Annotated in this window: 15 protein-coding genes; 3 read left to right on the top strand and 12 right to left on the bottom strand. The window is 65.2% G+C overall.

Annotated features, from left to right (window positions below):
• Window positions 1-12 precede the first annotated feature (12 nt).
• Together iolB and HWX22_RS28785 are read left to right on the top strand one after the other, a co-directional pair.
• Window positions 13-831, top strand: coding sequence for a 5-deoxy-glucuronate isomerase (gene iolB, locus HWX22_RS28790; RefSeq protein ID WP_175916868.1), 819 nt, complete (start codon window positions 13-15; stop codon window positions 829-831).
• Window positions 832-921: 90 nt separating this feature from the next.
• A complete protein-coding gene (locus HWX22_RS28785; RefSeq protein ID WP_175916867.1) occupies window positions 922-1,416 on the top strand; it encodes a heme-degrading domain-containing protein in 495 nt (164 codons plus the stop codon).
• 22 nt (window positions 1,417-1,438) lie between these two features.
• Here the strand turns inward: HWX22_RS28785 and HWX22_RS28780 are convergent, their stop codons facing one another.
• From HWX22_RS28780 to HWX22_RS28745, 8 genes are all read right to left on the bottom strand, one after another.
• Window positions 1,439-2,185: a glucose 1-dehydrogenase gene (locus tag HWX22_RS28780; RefSeq protein ID WP_175916866.1), complete on the bottom strand. Its 747-nt coding sequence runs from the start codon at window positions 2,183-2,185 to the stop codon at window positions 1,439-1,441.
• 164 nt (window positions 2,186-2,349) lie between these two features.
• Entirely contained in the window at window positions 2,350-3,054 is a 705-nt protein-coding gene (locus HWX22_RS28775) for an ABC transporter ATP-binding protein (protein ID WP_175916865.1), read from the bottom strand.
• Window positions 3,051-3,800: an ABC transporter ATP-binding protein gene (locus tag HWX22_RS28770; RefSeq protein ID WP_175916864.1), complete on the bottom strand. Its 750-nt coding sequence runs from the start codon at window positions 3,798-3,800 to the stop codon at window positions 3,051-3,053. The genes HWX22_RS28775 and HWX22_RS28770 overlap by 4 nt, the downstream gene beginning before the upstream one ends.
• Window positions 3,797-5,023, bottom strand: a complete 1,227-nt coding sequence (locus tag HWX22_RS28765) for a branched-chain amino acid ABC transporter permease (protein ID WP_175916863.1) — start codon at window positions 5,021-5,023, stop codon at window positions 3,797-3,799. Before HWX22_RS28765 ends, HWX22_RS28770 begins: the two co-directional genes overlap by 4 nt.
• Window positions 5,016-5,951, bottom strand: coding sequence for a branched-chain amino acid ABC transporter permease (locus tag HWX22_RS28760; RefSeq protein ID WP_059818276.1), 936 nt, complete (start codon window positions 5,949-5,951; stop codon window positions 5,016-5,018). Before HWX22_RS28760 ends, HWX22_RS28765 begins: the two co-directional genes overlap by 8 nt.
• Before the next feature lie 13 nt (window positions 5,952-5,964).
• The gene (locus tag HWX22_RS28755; protein ID WP_059606502.1) at window positions 5,965-6,402 is read right to left on the bottom strand and encodes a thioesterase family protein; all 438 of its coding nucleotides are present in this window, start codon (window positions 6,400-6,402) and stop codon (window positions 5,965-5,967) included.
• Between the two features lie 139 nt (window positions 6,403-6,541).
• A complete protein-coding gene (locus tag HWX22_RS28750) occupies window positions 6,542-7,078 on the bottom strand; it encodes an NUDIX domain-containing protein (RefSeq protein WP_175916862.1) in 537 nt (178 codons plus the stop codon).
• Between the two features lie 121 nt (window positions 7,079-7,199).
• Complete coding sequence (locus tag HWX22_RS28745) at window positions 7,200-8,456, bottom strand: YbfB/YjiJ family MFS transporter (protein WP_175916861.1); 1,257 nt, start codon at window positions 8,454-8,456, stop codon at window positions 7,200-7,202.
• Window positions 8,457-8,580: 124 nt separating this feature from the next.
• Between HWX22_RS28745 and HWX22_RS28740 the strand changes: the two genes are divergently transcribed.
• Complete coding sequence (locus HWX22_RS28740) at window positions 8,581-9,495, top strand: LysR family transcriptional regulator (protein ID WP_175916860.1); 915 nt, start codon at window positions 8,581-8,583, stop codon at window positions 9,493-9,495.
• 187 nt (window positions 9,496-9,682) lie between these two features.
• Here the strand turns inward: HWX22_RS28740 and HWX22_RS28735 are convergent, their stop codons facing one another.
• The 4 genes from HWX22_RS28735 to alaS all read right to left on the bottom strand — a co-directional run bounded on the left by HWX22_RS28735 (window position 9,683) and on the right by alaS (window position 19,038).
• Window positions 9,683-11,329 carry a DUF6396 domain-containing protein gene (locus tag HWX22_RS28735; RefSeq protein ID WP_175916859.1) on the bottom strand — a complete coding sequence of 549 codons (1,647 nt, stop codon included), beginning with the start codon at window positions 11,327-11,329 and terminating at the stop codon, window positions 9,683-9,685.
• 13 nt (window positions 11,330-11,342) lie between these two features.
• The gene (locus HWX22_RS28730; RefSeq protein ID WP_175916858.1) at window positions 11,343-13,373 is read right to left on the bottom strand and encodes a phospholipase D-like domain-containing protein; all 2,031 of its coding nucleotides are present in this window, start codon (window positions 13,371-13,373) and stop codon (window positions 11,343-11,345) included.
• Window positions 13,374-13,411: 38 nt separating this feature from the next.
• Complete coding sequence (locus HWX22_RS28725) at window positions 13,412-16,144, bottom strand: type VI secretion system Vgr family protein (RefSeq protein WP_175916857.1); 2,733 nt, start codon at window positions 16,142-16,144, stop codon at window positions 13,412-13,414.
• 269 nt (window positions 16,145-16,413) lie between these two features.
• Entirely contained in the window at window positions 16,414-19,038 is a 2,625-nt protein-coding gene (gene alaS / locus HWX22_RS28720; RefSeq protein ID WP_175908160.1) for an alanine--tRNA ligase, read from the bottom strand.
• Window positions 19,039-19,231 lie beyond the last annotated feature (193 nt).

The raw sequence follows: 19,231 nt of genomic DNA, 5'->3' as shown, positions 1-19,231 counted from the left end.
GAGCCCCGTTCCATGACGATTTCTCCCCTGCTGGTCAAGGCATCCGCCGACCGCGAAATCTGCAACGTGACGCCCGAGTCGGCCGGCTGGAAACACGTCGGTTTTCGCGCGCTGCGCCTGAGGACCGGCGACACCGAAACGCTCGATACCGGCGCGCGCGAACTGTGCGTCGTCGTGCTCACGGGCACGCTGCGTGCGCAAGTCGACGGCGAAACCTACGATGCGCTCGGCAAGCGCGACAGCGTGTTCGAGGAAGTGTCGCCGGACGCGCTGTACGTGCCGGGCGGCAAGACCGTCACGCTGGTCGCAACGCGCGATGCGGAAGTCGCGCTGTGCACCGCGCCTTACGCGAGCGGCGACAAGCGCGTGCAGCGCCTCGACGGCGAACGGATGCGGCGCGCGGTGCGCGGGCAAGGCACCAACACGCGCTACGTGTGCGACATCCTGATGGGCGACAATCCGGCCGCCGATCGCCTGCTCGTCGTCGAAGTGATCACGCCCGCGAGCCACTCGAGCAGCTATCCGCCGCACAAGCACGATCGCGACGCGGCGCCGGACGAAACGTCGCTCGAGGAAACCTATTACCACCGGATCGATCCACCGCAGGGTTTCGCGTTTCAGCGCGTGTACACGGACGATCGCAGCCTCGACGAAACGTGCGCGGTCGAGAACCACGACGTGGTGATGGTGCCGCGCGGCTATCACCCGGTAGTCGCGCCGCATGGCTACAACCTGTATTACCTGAACGTGATGGCCGGGCCGAGCCGCGCATGGGCGTTCAAGAACGACCCCGCGCACGAATGGATGCTCGACGCGGCACCGAGGCGCTAACGCGCTGATGCGCTGAACGATCGACGGCTGGCACGCGACACGCAGGACGAGGACGCGCGTGAGCCGGATTTGCGACGACACGGAGCTGCCATGGCGACCACCTTCCCGCGCTTCGCACCCGCGCCCTTCTGCGACACCGCGTCGACTCCAACGCTGTCGCACTTCGATGCCGACGTCGCGCGCCGGCTCGGCGACATCGCCGTCAATCTCGCGGCGCGCCGCGGGCTGCCGATCGCGGTCGGCATCGTCGGCGAAGCCGCGCCGCTGTTCTACTGCGCGCTGGACGGCAGCCGCGCGAACGACAGCGACGCGATCCGCCGACGACAGAACACGGTGTTCCGTTTCGGCGTCAGTTCGCTCGAGGTCGGCGCGCGTTTTCGCCGCGCCGGCTGGTCGTTGCAGTCGCAGGGATTGTCGGACGCCGACTATGCGCTCGACGGCGGCGGCGTGCCGTTGCGGCTTGCTGGCGGCGGCATCGTCGGCGCGATGACGATCGCAGGGCTCGACGACGCATGCGATCACGCACTCGTCGTCGAAAGCCTGCGCTGGCATGTCGGCGCGAACGCGCTCGCGATGATCGCGTAGCCGCGCGCGCCGACTCGCGCGATCAGTGCAGCCCGCCGCTCGCGACGAGGCGCTCGCCGGTCAGCCAGCGGGAGTCGTCCGATGCGAGGAACACCGCGACCGACGCGATGTCGTCCGGCTCGCCGAGGCGGCCGAGCGGCGTTTCGCTGCGCACCTGCTTCTCGAGATCCGAACCGATGATGCCCGCGCTGTGCGTGCCTTCGGTCACGATCATGCCCGGGTTGATCGCGTTCACGCGGATCTTGCGCGGGCCGAGCTCGAGTGCGAGCACGCCGGTGATCGCGTCGACGGCGCCCTTCGTGCCGCTGTATACGGCGCTCGCGGGCGGCGTGATGCTCGTCACCACCGAGCTGATGTTGATGATGCTCGCGCCTTCGCCGAGATGCTTGACGGCAGCCTGCGTGGTCAGCAGCACGCCGAACACGTTCGTGTCGAATTGCCGGCGGTAGTGCTCTTCGGTGATCGCCTCGATCGGCGCGAATTCGTACACGCCGGAATTGTTGACCAGCACGTCGAGACGGCCATAGGTCTCGATCGCGGTGTCGACGATGCGCTGTGCGTCCGCTGCCTTCGACACGTCGCCGCCGACCGCGACCGCGCGGCCGCCCGCCTCGACGATCGCGCTCACGACCGCGTCGGCACCGGCCTTGCTGCTCGCGTAGTTGACCACGACCGCCGCGCCTTCGGCGGCCAGCGCCTTCGCGATCGCGGCGCCGATCCCCTTGGAGCCGCCCGTGACGATCGCTACCTTGCTTGCCAGCTTGCTCATGATTTCATTCCTCAGTCGGAAGACTTTCGATGGATGGGTGCCGATCGCGCCTGTCGCGGCGCACACCGGCCTTGCTGGCAATCTTGGCGGTTCGCGCGGCGGCGATAAAGCGGCTCGATGCGAATTGACTGGCGGAGTTATCCGAACAATCGGCGGACGGACGGTCAGCCGGCACTCAACCATGCACTGACGACGTCGGCGCCGAGCCCGTCGAGCGGGCCGTCGTAGACGATCCGACCGCGCCCCATCACCGCGACGCGCCGCGCGAGCCGCGGCGCGAGCTGCAGCCGCTGCTCGATCAGCAGGATCGCGACGCCGTCGGCCTGCAGCGCGGCGAGACACGCGCCGACCTCGTCGACCGCGCGCGGCGCGAGCCCTTCGGCCGGTTCGTCGACGATCAGCACGCGCGGGCGGCCGGCGAGCGCGCGCACCAGCGCGAGCACCTGCTGTTCGCCGCCCGACAGCCGTCCGGCCTTCACGTCCGCCCGCGCGGCCAGCAGCGGAAAGCGCGCGAGCAACCGGTCGAGCGCCGCGCGTTCGGCCGCGCCGTGCACGCCGCGCAGCCCGAGCCGCAGGTTGTCGCGCACGCTCAGCAGCGGAAACACGTCGCGGCTTTCAGCCACGTAAGCGACCCCGCGCCGCGCGACCTCGAACGTGCGCGCGCCCGCGCATTCGGCGCCGGCGACGCGCACCGAGCCCGCTGTGCGTACGAGCCCCATCACGGCCTTCGCGAGCGTCGAGCGGCCCGAGCCATTGCGGCCGAGCAGCGCGAGCGTCTCGCCCGGCGCGAGCGCGAGATCGACGCCGTCGAGCACGGGCTGCATTCCGTACCACGCGCGCAGGCCGCAAATGTCGAGCAGCACGCTCATGCGCCCTCGCCAAGATAGGCCGCACGCACGGCCGGGTCCGCGCGGATCGCGTCGGGTGCGCCGGTCGCGACCACCGCGCCGCGCACGAGCACCGTGATGCGCTCGGCGAAGCCGAACACCGCATCCATGTCGTGCTCGATCATCAGCACCGTGCGGCCCTGCGTCGTCGCGCGGATCAGCGCGATCATCCGCGCCGCCTGATCGCGGTTCATGCCGGCCGTCGGTTCGTCGAGCAGCAGCGTGCGCGCGCCGCTCGCGAGCGCGATGCCGAGATCGAGCGCGCGCTGTTCCGCATAGCCGAGTTCGCCGGCCGGCGTATCGCGCTGCGCATCGAGACCGATATCGCTCAGCACGCGCGCGGCCGCGCGATCGACCGACGCGGATTCGCGCAGCCGGTTCCACCAGCGCCGCCGCTCGGCCGGCGCATGCAGCGCCGCGCAGCGCAGGTTGTCGAACACACTCAATCGTGCGAACGCGCTCGTCTGCTGGAAACTGCGGCCGATGCCGAGCCGGCTCGCCACGACCGGCCCGCGCCCGCGCAGCTCGACGCCGTGCAGCATGACGCGCCCGCGCGTCGGCCGCGTCGCGCCGGCGATCACGCCGAACAGCGTCGACTTGCCCGCGCCGTTCGGCCCGATCAGCGCGTGACGCTCGCCGGCCGGGACGTTCAGCTCGATGCCGTCGAGCACGGTCTGCGCACCGAAGCGCTGCACGATCCCGTGCAGCGCGATCGCATTACCGTTCATCGCCCGTCCTCCCGCTTGCCGTGCCCGTGGTTCTGGAACCGCGCGCGCCAGCCCCACAGCAACGTGCCGATGCCGGCCGCCGAGCATGCGACGACCCAGCCCGCCGGCGCATCGGCGTCGATGCCCCACGCGCCGAACGCGATGCCCGCGCCGTCGTCCTGCGCGAAGCGCCATGCATAGCCCAGTTCGGCCGCGCAGACGATCGCGACGGCCCAGAACGCACATGCGCCAACGCCGCACAGCACGCGCCAGCGCTCGGCCGGCGGCGCGTCGCCGCGCGACGCAAGCGCAAGCGTCTGCGCGATGCCCGCGATCCCGCGCGGCGCGGCGACGACGACCGCGACGAACAGCACGCCGAGATACAGCGCCCATGCGCGCGACACGCCCACGACGACGATGCTCAGCGCGGTCAGCACCACCGCGCCGGCCGCCGGCCCGAAGAACGTGCCGGTGCCGCCGATCACCGCGGCGATCAGCACGGTCGCCGAACGCGCCATCGACACGCTGTCGGGCGTCGCGATCTCGACGTCGATCAGCGTCAGCGTGCCGGCAATGCCCGCGAAGAACGACGCGCAGGTCACCATTGCGAGCCGCACGCGACGCGGCTCGGTGCCGAGCGCGGCAACGCGCGCGGGGTTGTCGCGCACCGCGTTCGCGAGCCGCGCGAGCGGCGTGCGCGTCAACGCGTGCATCGCCACCGCGGAGACGATGCACCACGCGGCAATCACGGCGTAGGCCTGCGTTTCCGCGCCGAAATGCCAGCCGCCCAACGGCGTGCCGCTCGCGCGATCGATCGGTACGCCGCCGAGGCCGCCGAACCACGCGGGCACGCTCCACGCCGCGGCCGCGACGCACTCGCCGAGGCCGAGCGTGATCATCGCGAACACGGTGCCCGCGCGGCGTGTCGCGAGCAGGCCGGCGACGAACCCGAAGCCCGCGCCGGCCACCCCGCCGACGAGCGGCAACAACGGCAACGGGCCACCGACATGATTGAACCAATGCGCGGCGGCGAATGCGCCAAGGCCCGCGAACGCGGCATGACCGAACGACAGCAGCCCCGTCGTGCCGAGCTGCAGGTTGTACGACAGCGCGAGCACGACGAGCGCGGCCGTCTGTGCGAGATAGCCGAGCACCGCACCATGCGGCCACAGCCACGCCGGCAGGATCAGGCACGCGGCGAACAGCACCCAGCGCAGTGCGCCGGCCCGTGCGCGGCTAGCCATCGACACGCTCGCCGAACAGGCCGCGCGGACGGGCGACCAGCACCGCGACGAGCAGCAGGTACGGGACCAGCGGTGCGAGCTGCGCGATCGACACGGCGGCGACGCTGTCGGGCAGCGCGACGCCCGACCATTGCGCGAGGTCGCGCAACGACGTGTCGCTGGCCGCCGCGAAGGTCTGCGCGAAGCCGACCGCGAGCGATGCGACGAATGCGCCGCCGAGCGAGCCGAGCCCGCCGATCACGACGACCGCGAACACGACCGACCCGACGGTCTCGGCCAGCGCCGGTTCGATCACCGCGAGCGGCGCGCCGATCACGCCGGCCAGCGCCGCGAGCGCGGTGCCCGCGCCGAACAGCCCCGTCATCATGCGCGGCACGTCGTAGCCGAGCGCCTCTACGGCCGCGCGGTGCGTGAGCGCGGCGCGCACGACGAGCCCGATGCGCGACGCGCGCAGCAGCACGCCGAGCGCGACCAGCATCGCCGTGGACATCGCCATCATGAAGAGCCGGTAGCGCGGCAGCGCGAGGCCGAACACGGCCACGGGCGCGCCGTCGAACAGCGGCGGCACCGGGGCCGGCAGCGGCGCGAGGCCCCAAAAAAGTTTCGTGCCCTCGCCGATCAAGTATGCGAGCCCGAAGGTCAGCAGCAGCTCGCTCGTGTGCCCGTGCGGCTGTACGCGGCGCAGCAGCCAGCGCTCGCAGCCGGCACCGAGCAGCCCGACCGCGAGCGGCGCGAGCGCGAGCGCGGGCCAGAAACCCGCGCGGGCCGCGATGCTGTATCCGATGTAGGCGCCGAGCATGTAGAAGCTCGCATGCGCGAAGTTGAGCACGCCCTGCACGCTGAAGATCAGCGTGAGGCCGGCCGACAGCATGAACAGCAGCAACCCGTAGCTGAGGCCGTTGAACGCCTGGAGCGCGAACGCGTGCACCGCCACGCGCCCGTCAGCCGGCGAGCGGTTCGAGCGCCGCGCGCAGCGCGTCGGGCAGCGGCACCGGGCGGCGCGTGCCGCGATCGACGTACACATGCACGAAATGCCCCTGCGCGGCCGGCGCGGCCTCCCCTGCCGCGAACAACCCGATCTCATAGCGCACGCTCGACGTGCCGAGCTTCGCGACGCGCAGCCCCGCATCGACCGACTGCGGAAACACGAGCGGCGCGAAGTAGTTGCATTGCGTCTCGACCACGAGCCCGATCGTCTGCCCGTGCTCGACGTCGAGCACACCCGCGCGGATCAGGTATTCGTTCACGACGGTGTCGAAGTAGCTGTAGTACACGACGTTGTTCACGTGTCCGTAGACGTCGTTATCCATCCAGCGGGTCGTGATCGGCAGGAAGTGGCGATAGGCGTCGCGGGAACGCGGCTGCGGCTTGTCGGACATGGCGATGGCGGTCAGGTGGAAGAAGACGAAGCGGACGGCGCGTGGCGGCCGTGCGAAACGGCGCGGCGGCGAACGGCGGATTGCCGCGTCGCGACCGTGCGCGGCGCGGCGGATGACGTGCCGGGAACGGCGCGGCCCGTCACTGCCCCGCTCGATCGACGAATTCGAAATCGAGGCCGCGCGCGCGCATCCAGTCGGCCAGCGCGTAGCCTGTGCCGGCGCGCCACGGGCGCAGCAACGGCGGCTCGACGAGCCGGTATTCGAGCAGCTCCGGCGACAGCGCGACGGTGCCCGATGCGCGCACGTGATACGCGATGATCAGCTCGTTCTTGCGGATGAATTCATAAACGCCGACCAGCGTGACCTGCTCGGCCTTCAGCGCGGTTTCCTCGAACACCTCGCGCGCGATGCCGTCCTCGGGTGTCTCGCCGTTCTCGAGGAAACCGGTGATCAGCGCGAACATCCCCTCCGGCCAGGCCGCATTGCGCGCGAGCAGGATCTTGCCGTCGAGCTCGACGATCGCCGCCACCACCGGCAGCGGGTTGTTCCAATGGACGTAGCCGCACTCGTCGTCCGGGCAGGCCTGGCGGACACGCCCGCCCTCGTGTTCGGGATCGGCGCGCCCGGTCAGCGGACGCGCGCAGCGCGGGCAAAAACGGTAGTCGGCGATGGTCATCGATGAGGATCTGGCAAGCGCCGACGGCGGCCGGCAAGCCGCCTCGCACGCCTGCCCGGTGCGGGAAAGGCTTCATTCTAGCGAGTTTGCCCGCGTCGCTGACGATCCGGCCCCGATGATGTCAGGGTTGCATGCGCGGTTGCGCACGCCCGCGTGCGGCTGTCGCCGCGAAGCCGGCGGCACCGACGAGCAAGGCAGCCGCCGCGACCCACAACGCCGGCGAGAACGACCCGAAGCGCGCGGTCAGCGGTGCCGCGACGAGCGGGCCGAGAATCTGCCCGACCCCGTACGACGCGGTCGCATAGCCCATCAGCCCGGCCGCGCGCTCGCCGTGCAGCCGCCGCGCCTCGCGCATCGCAAACAGCGTGATCGCGGTGAACGGCAGGCCGAGCAGCGCGCTGCCGATCGAGAAGCCCGCCGCATTCGGCCACACGATCCCCGCTGCGATTCCGAGCGCCTGCGTCGCGCAACCGGCGGCGAGCAGCAGCCGGTTGTCCCAGTGGCCGGGCAGCCGCGCGGCCGCGATCGCGCCGACGATCAGCGCCGCGCCGAACATCGGCCAGAACAGATCCGGCCACGGCGAGCCGGCCGGCAGCGCGGCGCGCGCGATCACCGGCAGGAACGTCGCGGTGATGATGTAGCCGAAGCCCGGCATCCCGTACAGGACGACGAGCCATGCGGCGTCGGCGCGATGGCGCCGCGCGTCGTGCGGTGCAGCGTCCGTCGCCGCATGCCGGACGGGCGCGGCCGACGAAACGGTTGCCGCCGCCGGCACCGGCGCGCTGCCGAACGTGCGCCAGATCGCGATCGACAGCACCGCAGACAGCGCCGCGAAACCGAGCCAGCCGGGCGCCGCGCGATGGCCGGCCAGTGCGCTGCCGATCAGGCCCGTCAGCACGATGCCGACGCCGGGCCCCGCGTAGATCACCCCGCTCCACTCGGGCGCGTGCAGCTCGGCGAGCCGCCGCAGCCCCCATTGCGACACGAACACGAACGTCCATGCGCTGACGACGCCCGCGACGAAGCGCACCACCAGCCACACGGGCAGCAGGTGACCGACGCCCATCGCGGCGGTCAGCAGCACGGTGGCGCCAAGCCCGAAGCGCACCATCCGCGCATGCTCGACCCGCACCGCCGCGCAGCTGACCGCGCCGACGAAATAGCCCGCGTAGTTCGCCGACGCGAGCCAGCTGCCGGCCTTCAGGCCGATCGAACCGTCGGCGAGCATCAGCGGCAGCAGCGGTGTAAACGCGAAGCGGCCGACGCCGAGCGCGACCGCGAGCCCGATCATGCAGGCGAGCGCGGCCGCGCGGGCGCGGCGGTCGGCGTGATCGGACAGGTGTACGCCGGCGGCGCTCGGGGCATCGGAACGGGACATGGCGGCATGGGCCGCGCGGGTTGTGCGACGGCCGGAACGGGAATCGGATGGCTTGTATCGTAGCTTGACCGAATGTTCTCTAAAAATGAATAATTGAGAATCCATCCATCGCACGGAGAGAAACATGGACCTGGCGGCGCTGGCGATTTTCCGGGCCGTCGTGCGCGAGAACGGCATCACGCGCGCGGCGGCGAAGCTCAATCGCGTGCAATCGAACGTGACGACGCGCATCAAGCAGCTCGAGGAGGAACTCGGCGCGGCGCTGTTCGTGCGCGACGGCCGCCGGCTCGTGCTGACGCCGGCCGGGCACACGCTGCTGCCGTACGCGGAGCGGCTGCTCGAGCTTGCCGACGAGGCGCGCGATGCGGTGCGCGAGGACACGCCGCGCGGGCGGCTGCGGCTCGGCACGATGGAAAGCACGGCCGCGAGCCGGCTGCCGACCGTGCTCGCGCGCTATCACCATGCGTGGCCCGACGTGTCGCTGGAGCTCGTGACCGGCACGACCGGCTGGCTGATCGACAAGGTGCGCGACTTCGAGATCGACGCGGCGCTGTTCGCGCGGCCGCCCGAGCCGGACACGCTGCCCGACACGTTCGAGACGGTGCCCATCTTCCGCGAGGATCTGGTGCTGCTGACGCCGCGCGGCCATCCGCCGGTGCGCACGCCGCGCGACGTGATCCTGCCGACGCTGATCGCGTTCGAGCGCGGCTGCACGTACCGGAAGTATGTCGAGCGATGGTATGCGGCGCACGGGATGAAGCCCGCACGCGTGCTCGAACTGGGTTCGTATCACGCGATCGTCGCGTGCGTCGCGGCCGGTGCGGGCATCGCGGTCGCGCCGCGCTCGGTGCTCGAGCTTCAGCCCGAGACCGGCAACGTCGCCGCTCATACGATCGCGGAACTCGAAGGGATCGACACGCTGCTTGCGTGGCGGCACGGTTACGCGTCGGCGGCGCTCGCCGCGTTGCGCGATGCGCTCGGCGATGCTGCGCGGGAATCGGGGGATGCTGTGAAGCCGAGCGTGGCGACGCCGGTTTGAAGCAGTCAGCATTGCCTGCCGTGCCGACTGCTCGCAACCCGCAGTTACTGCGTTTGCCTGGAACCGGGGTTCGTTGAAAGCGCCAGCGACGTCGCGGCGATGCTCAGGCTCTGCACGTTACCGTCCCACTGCAGCCGCATATTCACCCGGCGCCCGTCGTCTCATCGCCGTTGCTGCGCTCCTCTGACTACACACTGATCGTGCGGATACCTGGAATTCCGGTTTCGTCGTTCGGGTTACCCAGATACGTCCATTGGACCTCTTCCATCGCAATATCGATGAAGCGGTCACTCGGGGCAGGGAAAGGGCTTCCCTGCTCGATGAAAGCTTGTTGATCCCAGCGGTTATAGAGGTTGGCCATGGGATGAGCCTCGGCAATCCGGCCTTCCCATATGCCAGTTTCCGGGCATGACCGTTCTCCAGCACATCGCACTCGCGACGGCTGCCCGGGAATTTCCCGCATCATTCCGGCACCGACAAGATGAGCAATGAAGTCAGCTCGTTGCGGCGGCAACTGGAAAGCCTCGCCAAGGTAATGCCAGTGCACGCGATCCGACGACAACCAGTCATGAGTCGCGAGTTCGAACTGCTCCCCGGCCTCGAAACGCTCCGGATGTCCGGCACGCGCTGCCAGCCAAGCATCAGACTCAGCCGACGAGCCGTACAACGCCAGCCAGTAGCCTGTTTTTGGTACACGTTGGTCGCCGGTGACGGTCAGCCCATTACCATCTTCCAATCGAGCAACGGCATATCCATCCGGGACAAATGCGCGGCCATCAAGCGCTGCGGCCTTTTGCGACTTGGGCGATGGTGTAACGGCCTTCGCAGCATCGAGCAACGTTTTGGCATTGCCGTCCCACTTGGGAAGAGCTGCTGGCGGCAGCGGCAAGACTTTATCAAGATTAGGGAGCCTCATACGCCCTTGATAACGCTCCAATGCGGCCTTTAGTGCGCGATACCTATCAGCGCGTGCTTTGTCAATGCTGCCCGGAAGATTTCGACCATTAGTCAGATTGAACCCGTCAAATTCAATAGACAGCTTCGTTGCACATTTTGCGCTTCCCAGCTTTACCCCTTCTTGAAGCATCGTCAGAGCGCGTCGTTTTGCGTCTGTCGTTCTTGGACGTGCATAAACAAAAGACAACTCTTCGGCGGCGTCTCCGTAACCTTGCGCAACAGCGCACTCAAGCATCTGAGTCGCGATCGGCAAATTGCCCCAAAATTCCCCATCGGAATCGTCATACGTTGCGTCGAGCTTTTCTCCGAGAAATGCCATCGCCGACGGACTACCCATGTCTGCCGCACGCTGGAAGAACGCATAGGCGGTGGTCGCATCGCCGCCCTTGACCAAGCCATTCTGGTGATAGACACCCATCATGTCATAGGCATCCGGCACACCCAGCTTCATCGCCTTTTCGATCCATTCAATCGCAATCTCAGGATCGTGCTGAGGCACGCCAGGATAGTTACTCCGAATCAGCGAGGCAACATTGAGCATGGCCTTCCAATGCCCGCGTTCAGCCGCCTGGACGTACAACTGATAGATCTTCGCGTAGTCACGCTTCTGGTAATACAGGTCGGGATCATCGAGCGCAAGCGCTTGCTGAAACCACAACTCCGCCTGCGGATCGATCGGCGGCACATGCTGTGCTTGATAAGTACATGTGAAGCTCTTTCGATGCGGATCGAACAGCGGCAGTTTTTCGTAGCGCGGAAGATCTGACATGGCAGTAGTTGACTTGATGTTCGATGGAGTTGACGTCTCTGCCTGCACATTGATCGCAAACAGGCATATGGCAATCGGAACAATTCTGAGAACAGCTATTATCGACATCAGATGGCCTCGATCACACAGTCGTGGAAGCGTTGGTTGACGACGGTACATCGATCTGAGCGTGCAACACCGTCTCGGCACGGCGATCGATGAACGGCAAAATGAACCCTTGCAAATTCTCGGTGCCAGCTTTTTGGATATCGCGATTGTCTTTCATTCGCCCCTCCCAAATATCAAAAACCACCGGCACCCGATCTCGGTCGCCACTACCCGAAGTAGCCCCTCCAGAAAGCAACGAAAACACGCGTCCGCGAAGCTTCGAAGCCCACTCGTGTCCCGTCGCCGCGATGTTGATCTCGCTGTCGACGGACATACTGCGCTGATTCATGTTCGCACTGCCCACCGTGACGAAGACATCATCGATAAGCATCAGCTTCGAGTGAATGTAAATTTCGCGGTAGGCCATCTGGTGATTCACCACGCCACTGGTCCGCAAGCGGGCGATGCTGACCTTGAGCCCCATCGTATCCTCAAGCTCTTTCAGGCTCTGCGGGTGGAATGTGTTTTCCCCTTTGGCATCCTTATAGACCTGCGCCGTCTTGCCGGCTCTCATCAGATCACCCTGCGCCTTCATGGCGTTGGCATGCCCCAGCTCCGCAAGTGTGTCATAAGTTCGAGGAATCATGCCCGGATCCTGCGGATGCGGCGTGACGACAAACAGATGCAGTATGGGCGCGTCAGGTTGTGGCTTGTTCGCCAGTTTGCTCCATGCATCATGAAATTTCTGCCGTTCCTCTTTCAAGTGTCGCGCAAACTCCGGATAGAAGAAGTACTGATTCTCCATGTAGATATAGTTGCGAGCAAAGCTGGTCGCCTGAAAGTAGACTCTCTTGATCGTCTTCTCCCGCTCATGCGGCTGGGTACGCACGATCTGCGCTCGCTTCGCCGGGTCATCCGGCAAGCTTGGAATCTTCGAAGGTAGCGTAGGTAGCTCATTCGTCTTCCATTCGGTGGGAGCAAACAAGTACCAGCCGCGCTCGAAATTCTGATGCACTCGCTTCAACGTTTTTCCGACCACCCGGCATCCGTAGTCCTGGTATGGATTGGTATGCCTGTATGTCGCCGTGCTGAGTGGCCCGTTCGGGTCCTGTGTTTCCTGTTCATGCTTCAGTTCATCATTAACGTACGAACCGACCCACTCCTCTCTTAACGGATCGTCGATTGCGTGATCCGTTCTATCCCAATAGTCGGTAACCGAATTCAGACCCATGACATAGCCCACGGCCTTGCTGCCTTCGTCGTAGCTGTAGTCGATCAGGATCGGCTTCTGATGGTGCGTGGGATAGTTCTCGAGCAAGTTCTTTTCATTGACGAGATAGTAATCAACCGACTCGCTGTGGGTACTGGGAGGATCGTCTTCCTTCAACGGAGCGGCAATCAACGCGTCGACATCTGCGCTAGCAATACTTCGCAGCACAATCTGCAACCGCTGATTCTTCGTCAGGATGCCGCTGCGCTTGCTCTCGCCGTCGGGCAAATTGCGATTCCACCAGTCGATGCAATACTGGGTCCGATTCGCATTTTTGTACGGCGGCGCCTGTTGCACTTTTTTTTGAACAGGACTGGTCCACCCCGACACTGGAACATCCGTAAATCCAGGCATGCTGTTTTGCTTGCGCGACGCACGCGGGTCGAACCAGATCAATAATCTGACGGTGACGGGGTTATCCTTGCGTTGCGTGATCTCTTCGAGAAGAGCGCCGTAAACCGTGCCGCGCGGCCACGTTCCGGGTGCAAAGGGCGTGTTGACCTGAGGATCACCGATCCAACACGCCGGACCATCCCCGCGCACAAGCTCCATGCCCGGGTCGAATCCCCAGCAACAAATATCGACCGTGGACTTCGCCGCCATAATGTCCGCGGCAATTGCCCGAAATCCCTCCTCGCCGCAGACGAAGAATTCCAGCTTGTTGCCAGTGGTCGGCAACACGTCGTCGTCGACATCTGTTTCGAGCAACCATTGAACGGTGCCTTTGGCTATTCGCCCGGCTTCGTCGATGGCCACATCCATTGCGTTATGGGATTCGAGAGGAAGCTTCGCCATATTCTTTTTCCTTGTTCTTTAGCTCGCCAGCGCGGCGGTCAGATCAGCCGTTCGCCGCGGTTCGTGCGTTGCTCGATATGATCCGGATCGCTCTGAAGCGCATCCTTCACTTTCAGATCGAACTGTCCACCGTTGGCGAGCTTGACCTGATAGGCCGGTGTGCCGGCCTGATGGTCCTTGACGACGATACGGCCGAACTGATCCGTAACGCCTTCGCCAATCTTCGCGCCCCCTCTGTACAGTTCGTAGGGCTCGCTCACGTACTGGTGCGCCTCGCCCGGCAATGCTCCCAACGCAAAATGCAATTGCCCCTTCTCCGGTGGCAGCGCCGGGATAGTTGGCGTACGCACGCTGTCTGGCCCGACGAACGTCTGACTTGCCGAGTGCACCTCGAAGCCGCCAGACGTACCGAACTTGATCTGCTCGGCCGACCATCGCGTATAACTTCCACCACCGTTGATCTCTACCTCCTGCTGCGCGCTGATCGTAATCTTGGTGGCCGTAACGGTCACGTTCAGCTTCGCCAGCAGGTTGATGCTGTCCTTCAACGCTTTCACGTCGATATCGCCTGCCGCAGCGACCAAACGCATGCCTGCTTCATAGGCAAACAGACGGAGCGCCCGGCGTGCACTGGCAAAAAAACCCCCACCCGTACTAACCGACATGTGCTCACCAGTCGTGATCGCTGTCGTCTTTCCGCTGCTCAAATGAATCTGTTGATCCGCGCTGGCAGCAATGCCTGCCGGGCTGGCCAAAACTAGATGCGGCTGCTCGAACTGCTTGAGCGTGCCGCCACCCTGAATGGCCTTTGCCTGCGCCTTCAATGCGCTGACCACTGCCTTCTGCTCGCCATCTTGCGCTCCGGCCGACTGTGCCGACTGGGCAAGGCTGGCAGCCGTATCCTGGGCGTTCGCTAGTTGAAGATTTACCTCGTCGACGTTGAACGCATCGCCGGTGGCACCCGAACGGGCGTGAGTTGACAACAGCAACCCGCGCGCGCCTCGCATCGCGGCATGTCCGTCGGTGCGCAATTCTGCGCCTTCACCACGCTTCTCGCCGCGCCCCGCAGGCTCGCTCACACGCGTGAGGTAGCCCATATGCAAACCGGATTCGAGGTGATCACTGCGAATCTGGGTTTGTACCTGCCCCTTCGTGTCGTCCTTCAGCCAGACATTATTCTGTTCGCCACCAATTTCCTTGCTGACGAAGCCTGACAACGCATGTTGATCGGGCAGGTTCCACTGCGGCCGGTTCGAGCCATTCCCCACGCGGGCCGTGATCACCGGCCGATCTGGGTCGCCGTCGAAAAATGACACGACAACCTCATCTCCGATTCTCGGCAACTGGATGCCGCCAAAACCTGCCGCAGACCAGGGCTGCGCAACCCGTATCCAGCACGAACTGCGCTCATTGCGCTGCCCGATCCGGTCCCAGTGAAACTGCACCTTGACCCGGCCCAATCGATCTGTATAGACCTCCTGGCCTTGCGTGCCGACCACTGTCGCGGTCTGCATTTGCATCACCGGCCTCTGATGTTCAAACGGGCTGCGATAAGGTACTGACTTACGCTGCACCTCGACTTCGATCCGGAAAAAACCTTTGGATCCATCCTCGTGCGTCACGACGAATGTACCCGACGCGTCACCGCCCTCCGCAGCTTCGCTCAACCTCTCCTTCAGGCTGTGCGGAAAGTTCGCGTGGTGACTCGCCCCCGGAATATTGTTTTCGATCTGCCACGTGGTTTCGATTACCGAGAACTGGCGCCGCTCAGCGGAATCCTTGTCATGCTCGGGGTGCCCGGAAAGCTCGAACCAACGCCCGGCGTCGATTCCGCGCAAACCGCCGATACCGTGATACCGCTTCGCTCGCGACTCCCATTCCTCCATGCGAACCTTGGCGAGATGATCGCCACGGTCCTGCTCGAGATATGAATAAGGCCCGCTGTATTCATACACTTCCAACTGTTCGGGCAGCTCGTTCGACACCGTTGGCAAAGTGACGCCTTTCGGATTGGCGAGAGACGACGGATTCTTGTAATCAAATGTGCGCGTCGTCAACACAGCGCTATGCAAAGTTCTGACGCCCGACCAATAAACCAGCGCATTCACTTCGCTGTTTGCGCCATAACGGGAAAACTGGACCGTCTGCGGAGCGAGCGACTCGCCAGCATCGAGGTGGTCGGTTATGGTCAGCGAATGCGACTTGCCGTCGTCGGCCTGCGTCCAGATACCGAACAGCCCTTCCGCTTCCATCAGTCGATGCACGAAGTTCCAGTCGTCCTCGTACTGGGTGCAATAAGATCTCGACGGCAGCGACTTTGAGAGCGCGAATTTAAATTGGCCTTTGGCCTGTGGGTGGGTGTTGAATACGTCGCTCAGAATTTCATCGACGGACTTGTCCTGCCAGATGCGCTGGTCGCGACGGAACTTCAGAAGATGCATCCACGATGCAAAGCAGATCTGATAGCTGGTCAACCCGCCTTCGGCACCCAGTCGCCGGACCGAATAAACGTAACCATGCCGAGGAAGGTAGGATTGGTTTGCCTGCTGAAGCCACAGGGTGATCGGTTGCCCAATCAGTTTCTTCAGCTTCAGATCGCTACGCGCCGATAGGACATCCAGCGTGAAATCAAAATGCCGACCGATGCGTGACCATCCCGCCACACGCTGCGGCAATAGCACGTCGTCCCCCAAAGGCGTGTCGAGTTTCAGCAAACGATCTTGCTGAATCACGCCCCCTTGAATCGCCCTCACGATGTCTTGCACGTCCATCTTCACCCCTTTATTACATTTTCCCTACTTATTGTCATTAATTTGACATGGGCTCTCTCGCGCGATTTTACAGTCGAATTTGTTGCTGAATGGGAAATCCGACGCCCCCCTCCTGTCAAGAATTGCAAACATTAAGTGACAACTGCCCAAGCGCGGTAAACGCAAAACGACCCGACCGGCACAACGTGCCGATCGGGTCGTTTTTGATGCGAAGCGATGTGTGATGCGGCGAGGTTAGTGCGACCGCACCGCGTCATCAACCATACCGATCAAAGACGCTCTTCGACCCAGCCCTTGACGCCTGCCAGCGCGCCCGGCAGATTCGCCGGTTCCGTGCCGCCTGCCTGCGCCATGTCCGGACGGCCGCCGCCCTTGCCGCCCACCTGCTGCGCGACGAAGTTCACGAGCTCGCCGGCCTTGACCTTCTTGCTCGCATCCGGCGTGACGCCCGCGATCAGGCTGACCTTGCCGCCTTCGACGGCCGCCAGCACGATCGCCGCGCTCTTAAGCTTGTCCTTCAGCTTGTCGACCGTTTCGCGCAGCGTCTTCGCGTCGGCGCCGTCGAGCGTCGCCGCAAGCACATACACGCCGCCGATTTCGACGGCCTGCTGCGCGAGTTCGTCACCCTGGCTCGACGCGAGCTTCGACTTCAGCGCACCCAGTTCCTTCTCGAGCGACTTCACCTGGTCCTGCACCTGCGCGATGCGCTGCGTGAGTTCCGACGGCTGCGCCTTCAGCGCGGCCGCGGCTTCGTTCACGCGGGCGTCGAGCTCCTGCACGTAACGCACCGCGTTGTCGCCGGTAATCGCCTCGACGCGGCGGATGCCGGCCGCGACACCACCTTCGACGACGATCTTGAAGAAGCCGATGTCGCCGGTGCGGTGCACGTGCGTGCCGCCGCACAGTTCGCGCGAGAAGCCGAGGTCGAGCACGCGCACTTCGTCGCCGTACTTCTCGCCGAACAGCGCCATCGCGCCACCCTTCACCGCTTCGTCATACGGCATCACGCGCACGATGCCCGGCGCGTTCGCGAGGATTTCGTTGTTGACGATCTGCTCGACGCGACGGATTTCATCGTCGGTCATCGGCGCGTTGTGCGCGAAGTCGAAGCGGGTTTTCTCCGCGTCGACGAGCGAACCCTTCTGTTGCACGTGCGCGCCGAGCACTTCGCGCAGCGCCTTGTGCATCAGGTGGGTGGCCGAGTGGTTGCGCTGCGTGCGCGCGCGGCGGTGCGCGTCGATTTCCGCGCGCAGCACGTCGCCGATCTTCAGCGTGCCCTGTTCGAGCGTGCCGTGATGGCCGATCACGTCGGCCTGCACCTTCAGCGTGTCGGCCACCGCGAAGCGCGTCGCGGCGTTCGCGAGCACGCCCTGGTCGCCGACCTGGCCGCCCGATTCCGCGTAGAACGGCGTGTGGTCGAGCACGACGACCGCATCCTGGCCGTGCTTCACTTCATTGACGGCCGAACCGTCGACGTACAGCGCGACGACCTTCGCGTCGTCGAACGCGATTTCCTCGTAGCCGTGGAACGTGGTCTTCGCGCCCGAGTATTCGAGGCCCTGCGTGGCCTTGAACTTGCCGGCCGCACGCGCCTGTTCGCGCTGGCGCGCCATCGCGTCGTCGAATGCCGGCTCGTCGACCGTCATCCCGCGCTCGCGGCACACGTCGGCCGTGAGGTCGAGCGGGAAGCCGTAGGTGTCGTGCAGCTTGAACGCGAGTTCGCCGTCGAGCACCTTGCCGCCCTTCGCCTCGACGTCCGCCAGCGCGGCCTCGAGGATCGACATCCCGTGCTCGATCGTCTCGAAGAAGCGCTCTTCCTCCTGGCGCAGCACGTCCGTCACGCGCTGTTCGGCTTCCTTCAGTTCCGGATACGCGGCGCCCATCTCGGCGACGAGGTCGGCCACCAGCTTGTGGAAGAACGAGCCCTTGCGGCCGAGCTTGTAGCCATGGCGGATCGCGCGGCGCACGATGCGGCGCAGCACGTAGCCGCGGCCTTCGTTGCCGGGAATCACGCCGTCGACGATCAGGAACGAGCACGCGCGGATGTGATCGGCGATCACCTTCAGCGAGTTGTTGGTGAGGTCGCTGATCTCGGTCACGCGCGCGGCGGCCTTGATCAGGTTCTGGAACAGGTCGATCTCGTAGTTGCTGTGCACGTGCTGCAGCACCGCGGCGAGACGCTCGAGCCCCATGCCGGTGTCGACCGACTGCTTCGGCAGGCGCGTCATGTTGCCCTGCGCGTCGCGGTTGAACTGCATGAACACGAGGTTCCAGATCTCGATGTAGCGGTCGCCGTCTTCTTCAGGCGACCCCGGCGGGCCGCCCCAGACGTCCGGGCCGTGGTCGTAGAAGATTTCCGTGCACGGGCCGCACGGGCCGGTGTCGCCCATCGTCCAGAAGTTGTCCGACGCGTAGCGCGCGCCCTTGTTGTCGCCGATGCGGATGATCCGCTCGGTCGGCACGCCGACTTCCTTCGCCCAGATGTCGTAGGCTTCGTCGTCTTCCTGGTAGACGGTGACCCACAGCTTTTCCTTCGGCAGCTGGTAGACCGTGGTCAGCAGCTCCCACGCGAACTTGATCGCGTCGTGCTTGAAGTAGTCGCCGAACGAGAAGTTGCCGAGCATCTCGAAGAACGTGTGGTGGCGCGCCGTGTAGCCGACGTTCTCGAGGTCGTTGTGCTTGCCGCCCGCGCGCACGCTGCGCTGCGCCGTGGTGGCGCGCGAGTACGGACGCGGGTCCGTGCCGAGGAACACGTCCTTGAACTGGACCATGCCCGAGTTCGTGAACATCAGCGTGGGGTCGTTACCGGGCACGAGGCTCGACGAGCGGACGATCGTGTGGCCCTTCGATTCGAAGAATTTGAGAAATTTCTCGCGGATTTCGGCAGCTTTCATGGCGTGCGGGGAATGTCTGGCTGAGACGGCTTCAAACGCCGGCCGTCCTCGCGGACGCACGGCGGGCAAATATCGTAAACGGTCGATTATACGATACAGATCGGCGGCCCTGACGGCAGCGGCCCGGCGCGGCGGACGACCGGCCTGGGCCACCCGTGCGGCCGATTCGCCTTAAGATGCTCGGCATGCCAAT

This window comes from Burkholderia sp. BCC1638 (assembly GCF_902833195.1).
Taxonomy (GTDB): domain Bacteria; phylum Pseudomonadota; class Gammaproteobacteria; order Burkholderiales; family Burkholderiaceae; genus Burkholderia; species Burkholderia diffusa.
Note: the sequence above shows the minus strand (reverse complement) of the source record. Positions and strands in the feature narration are given on the sequence as shown.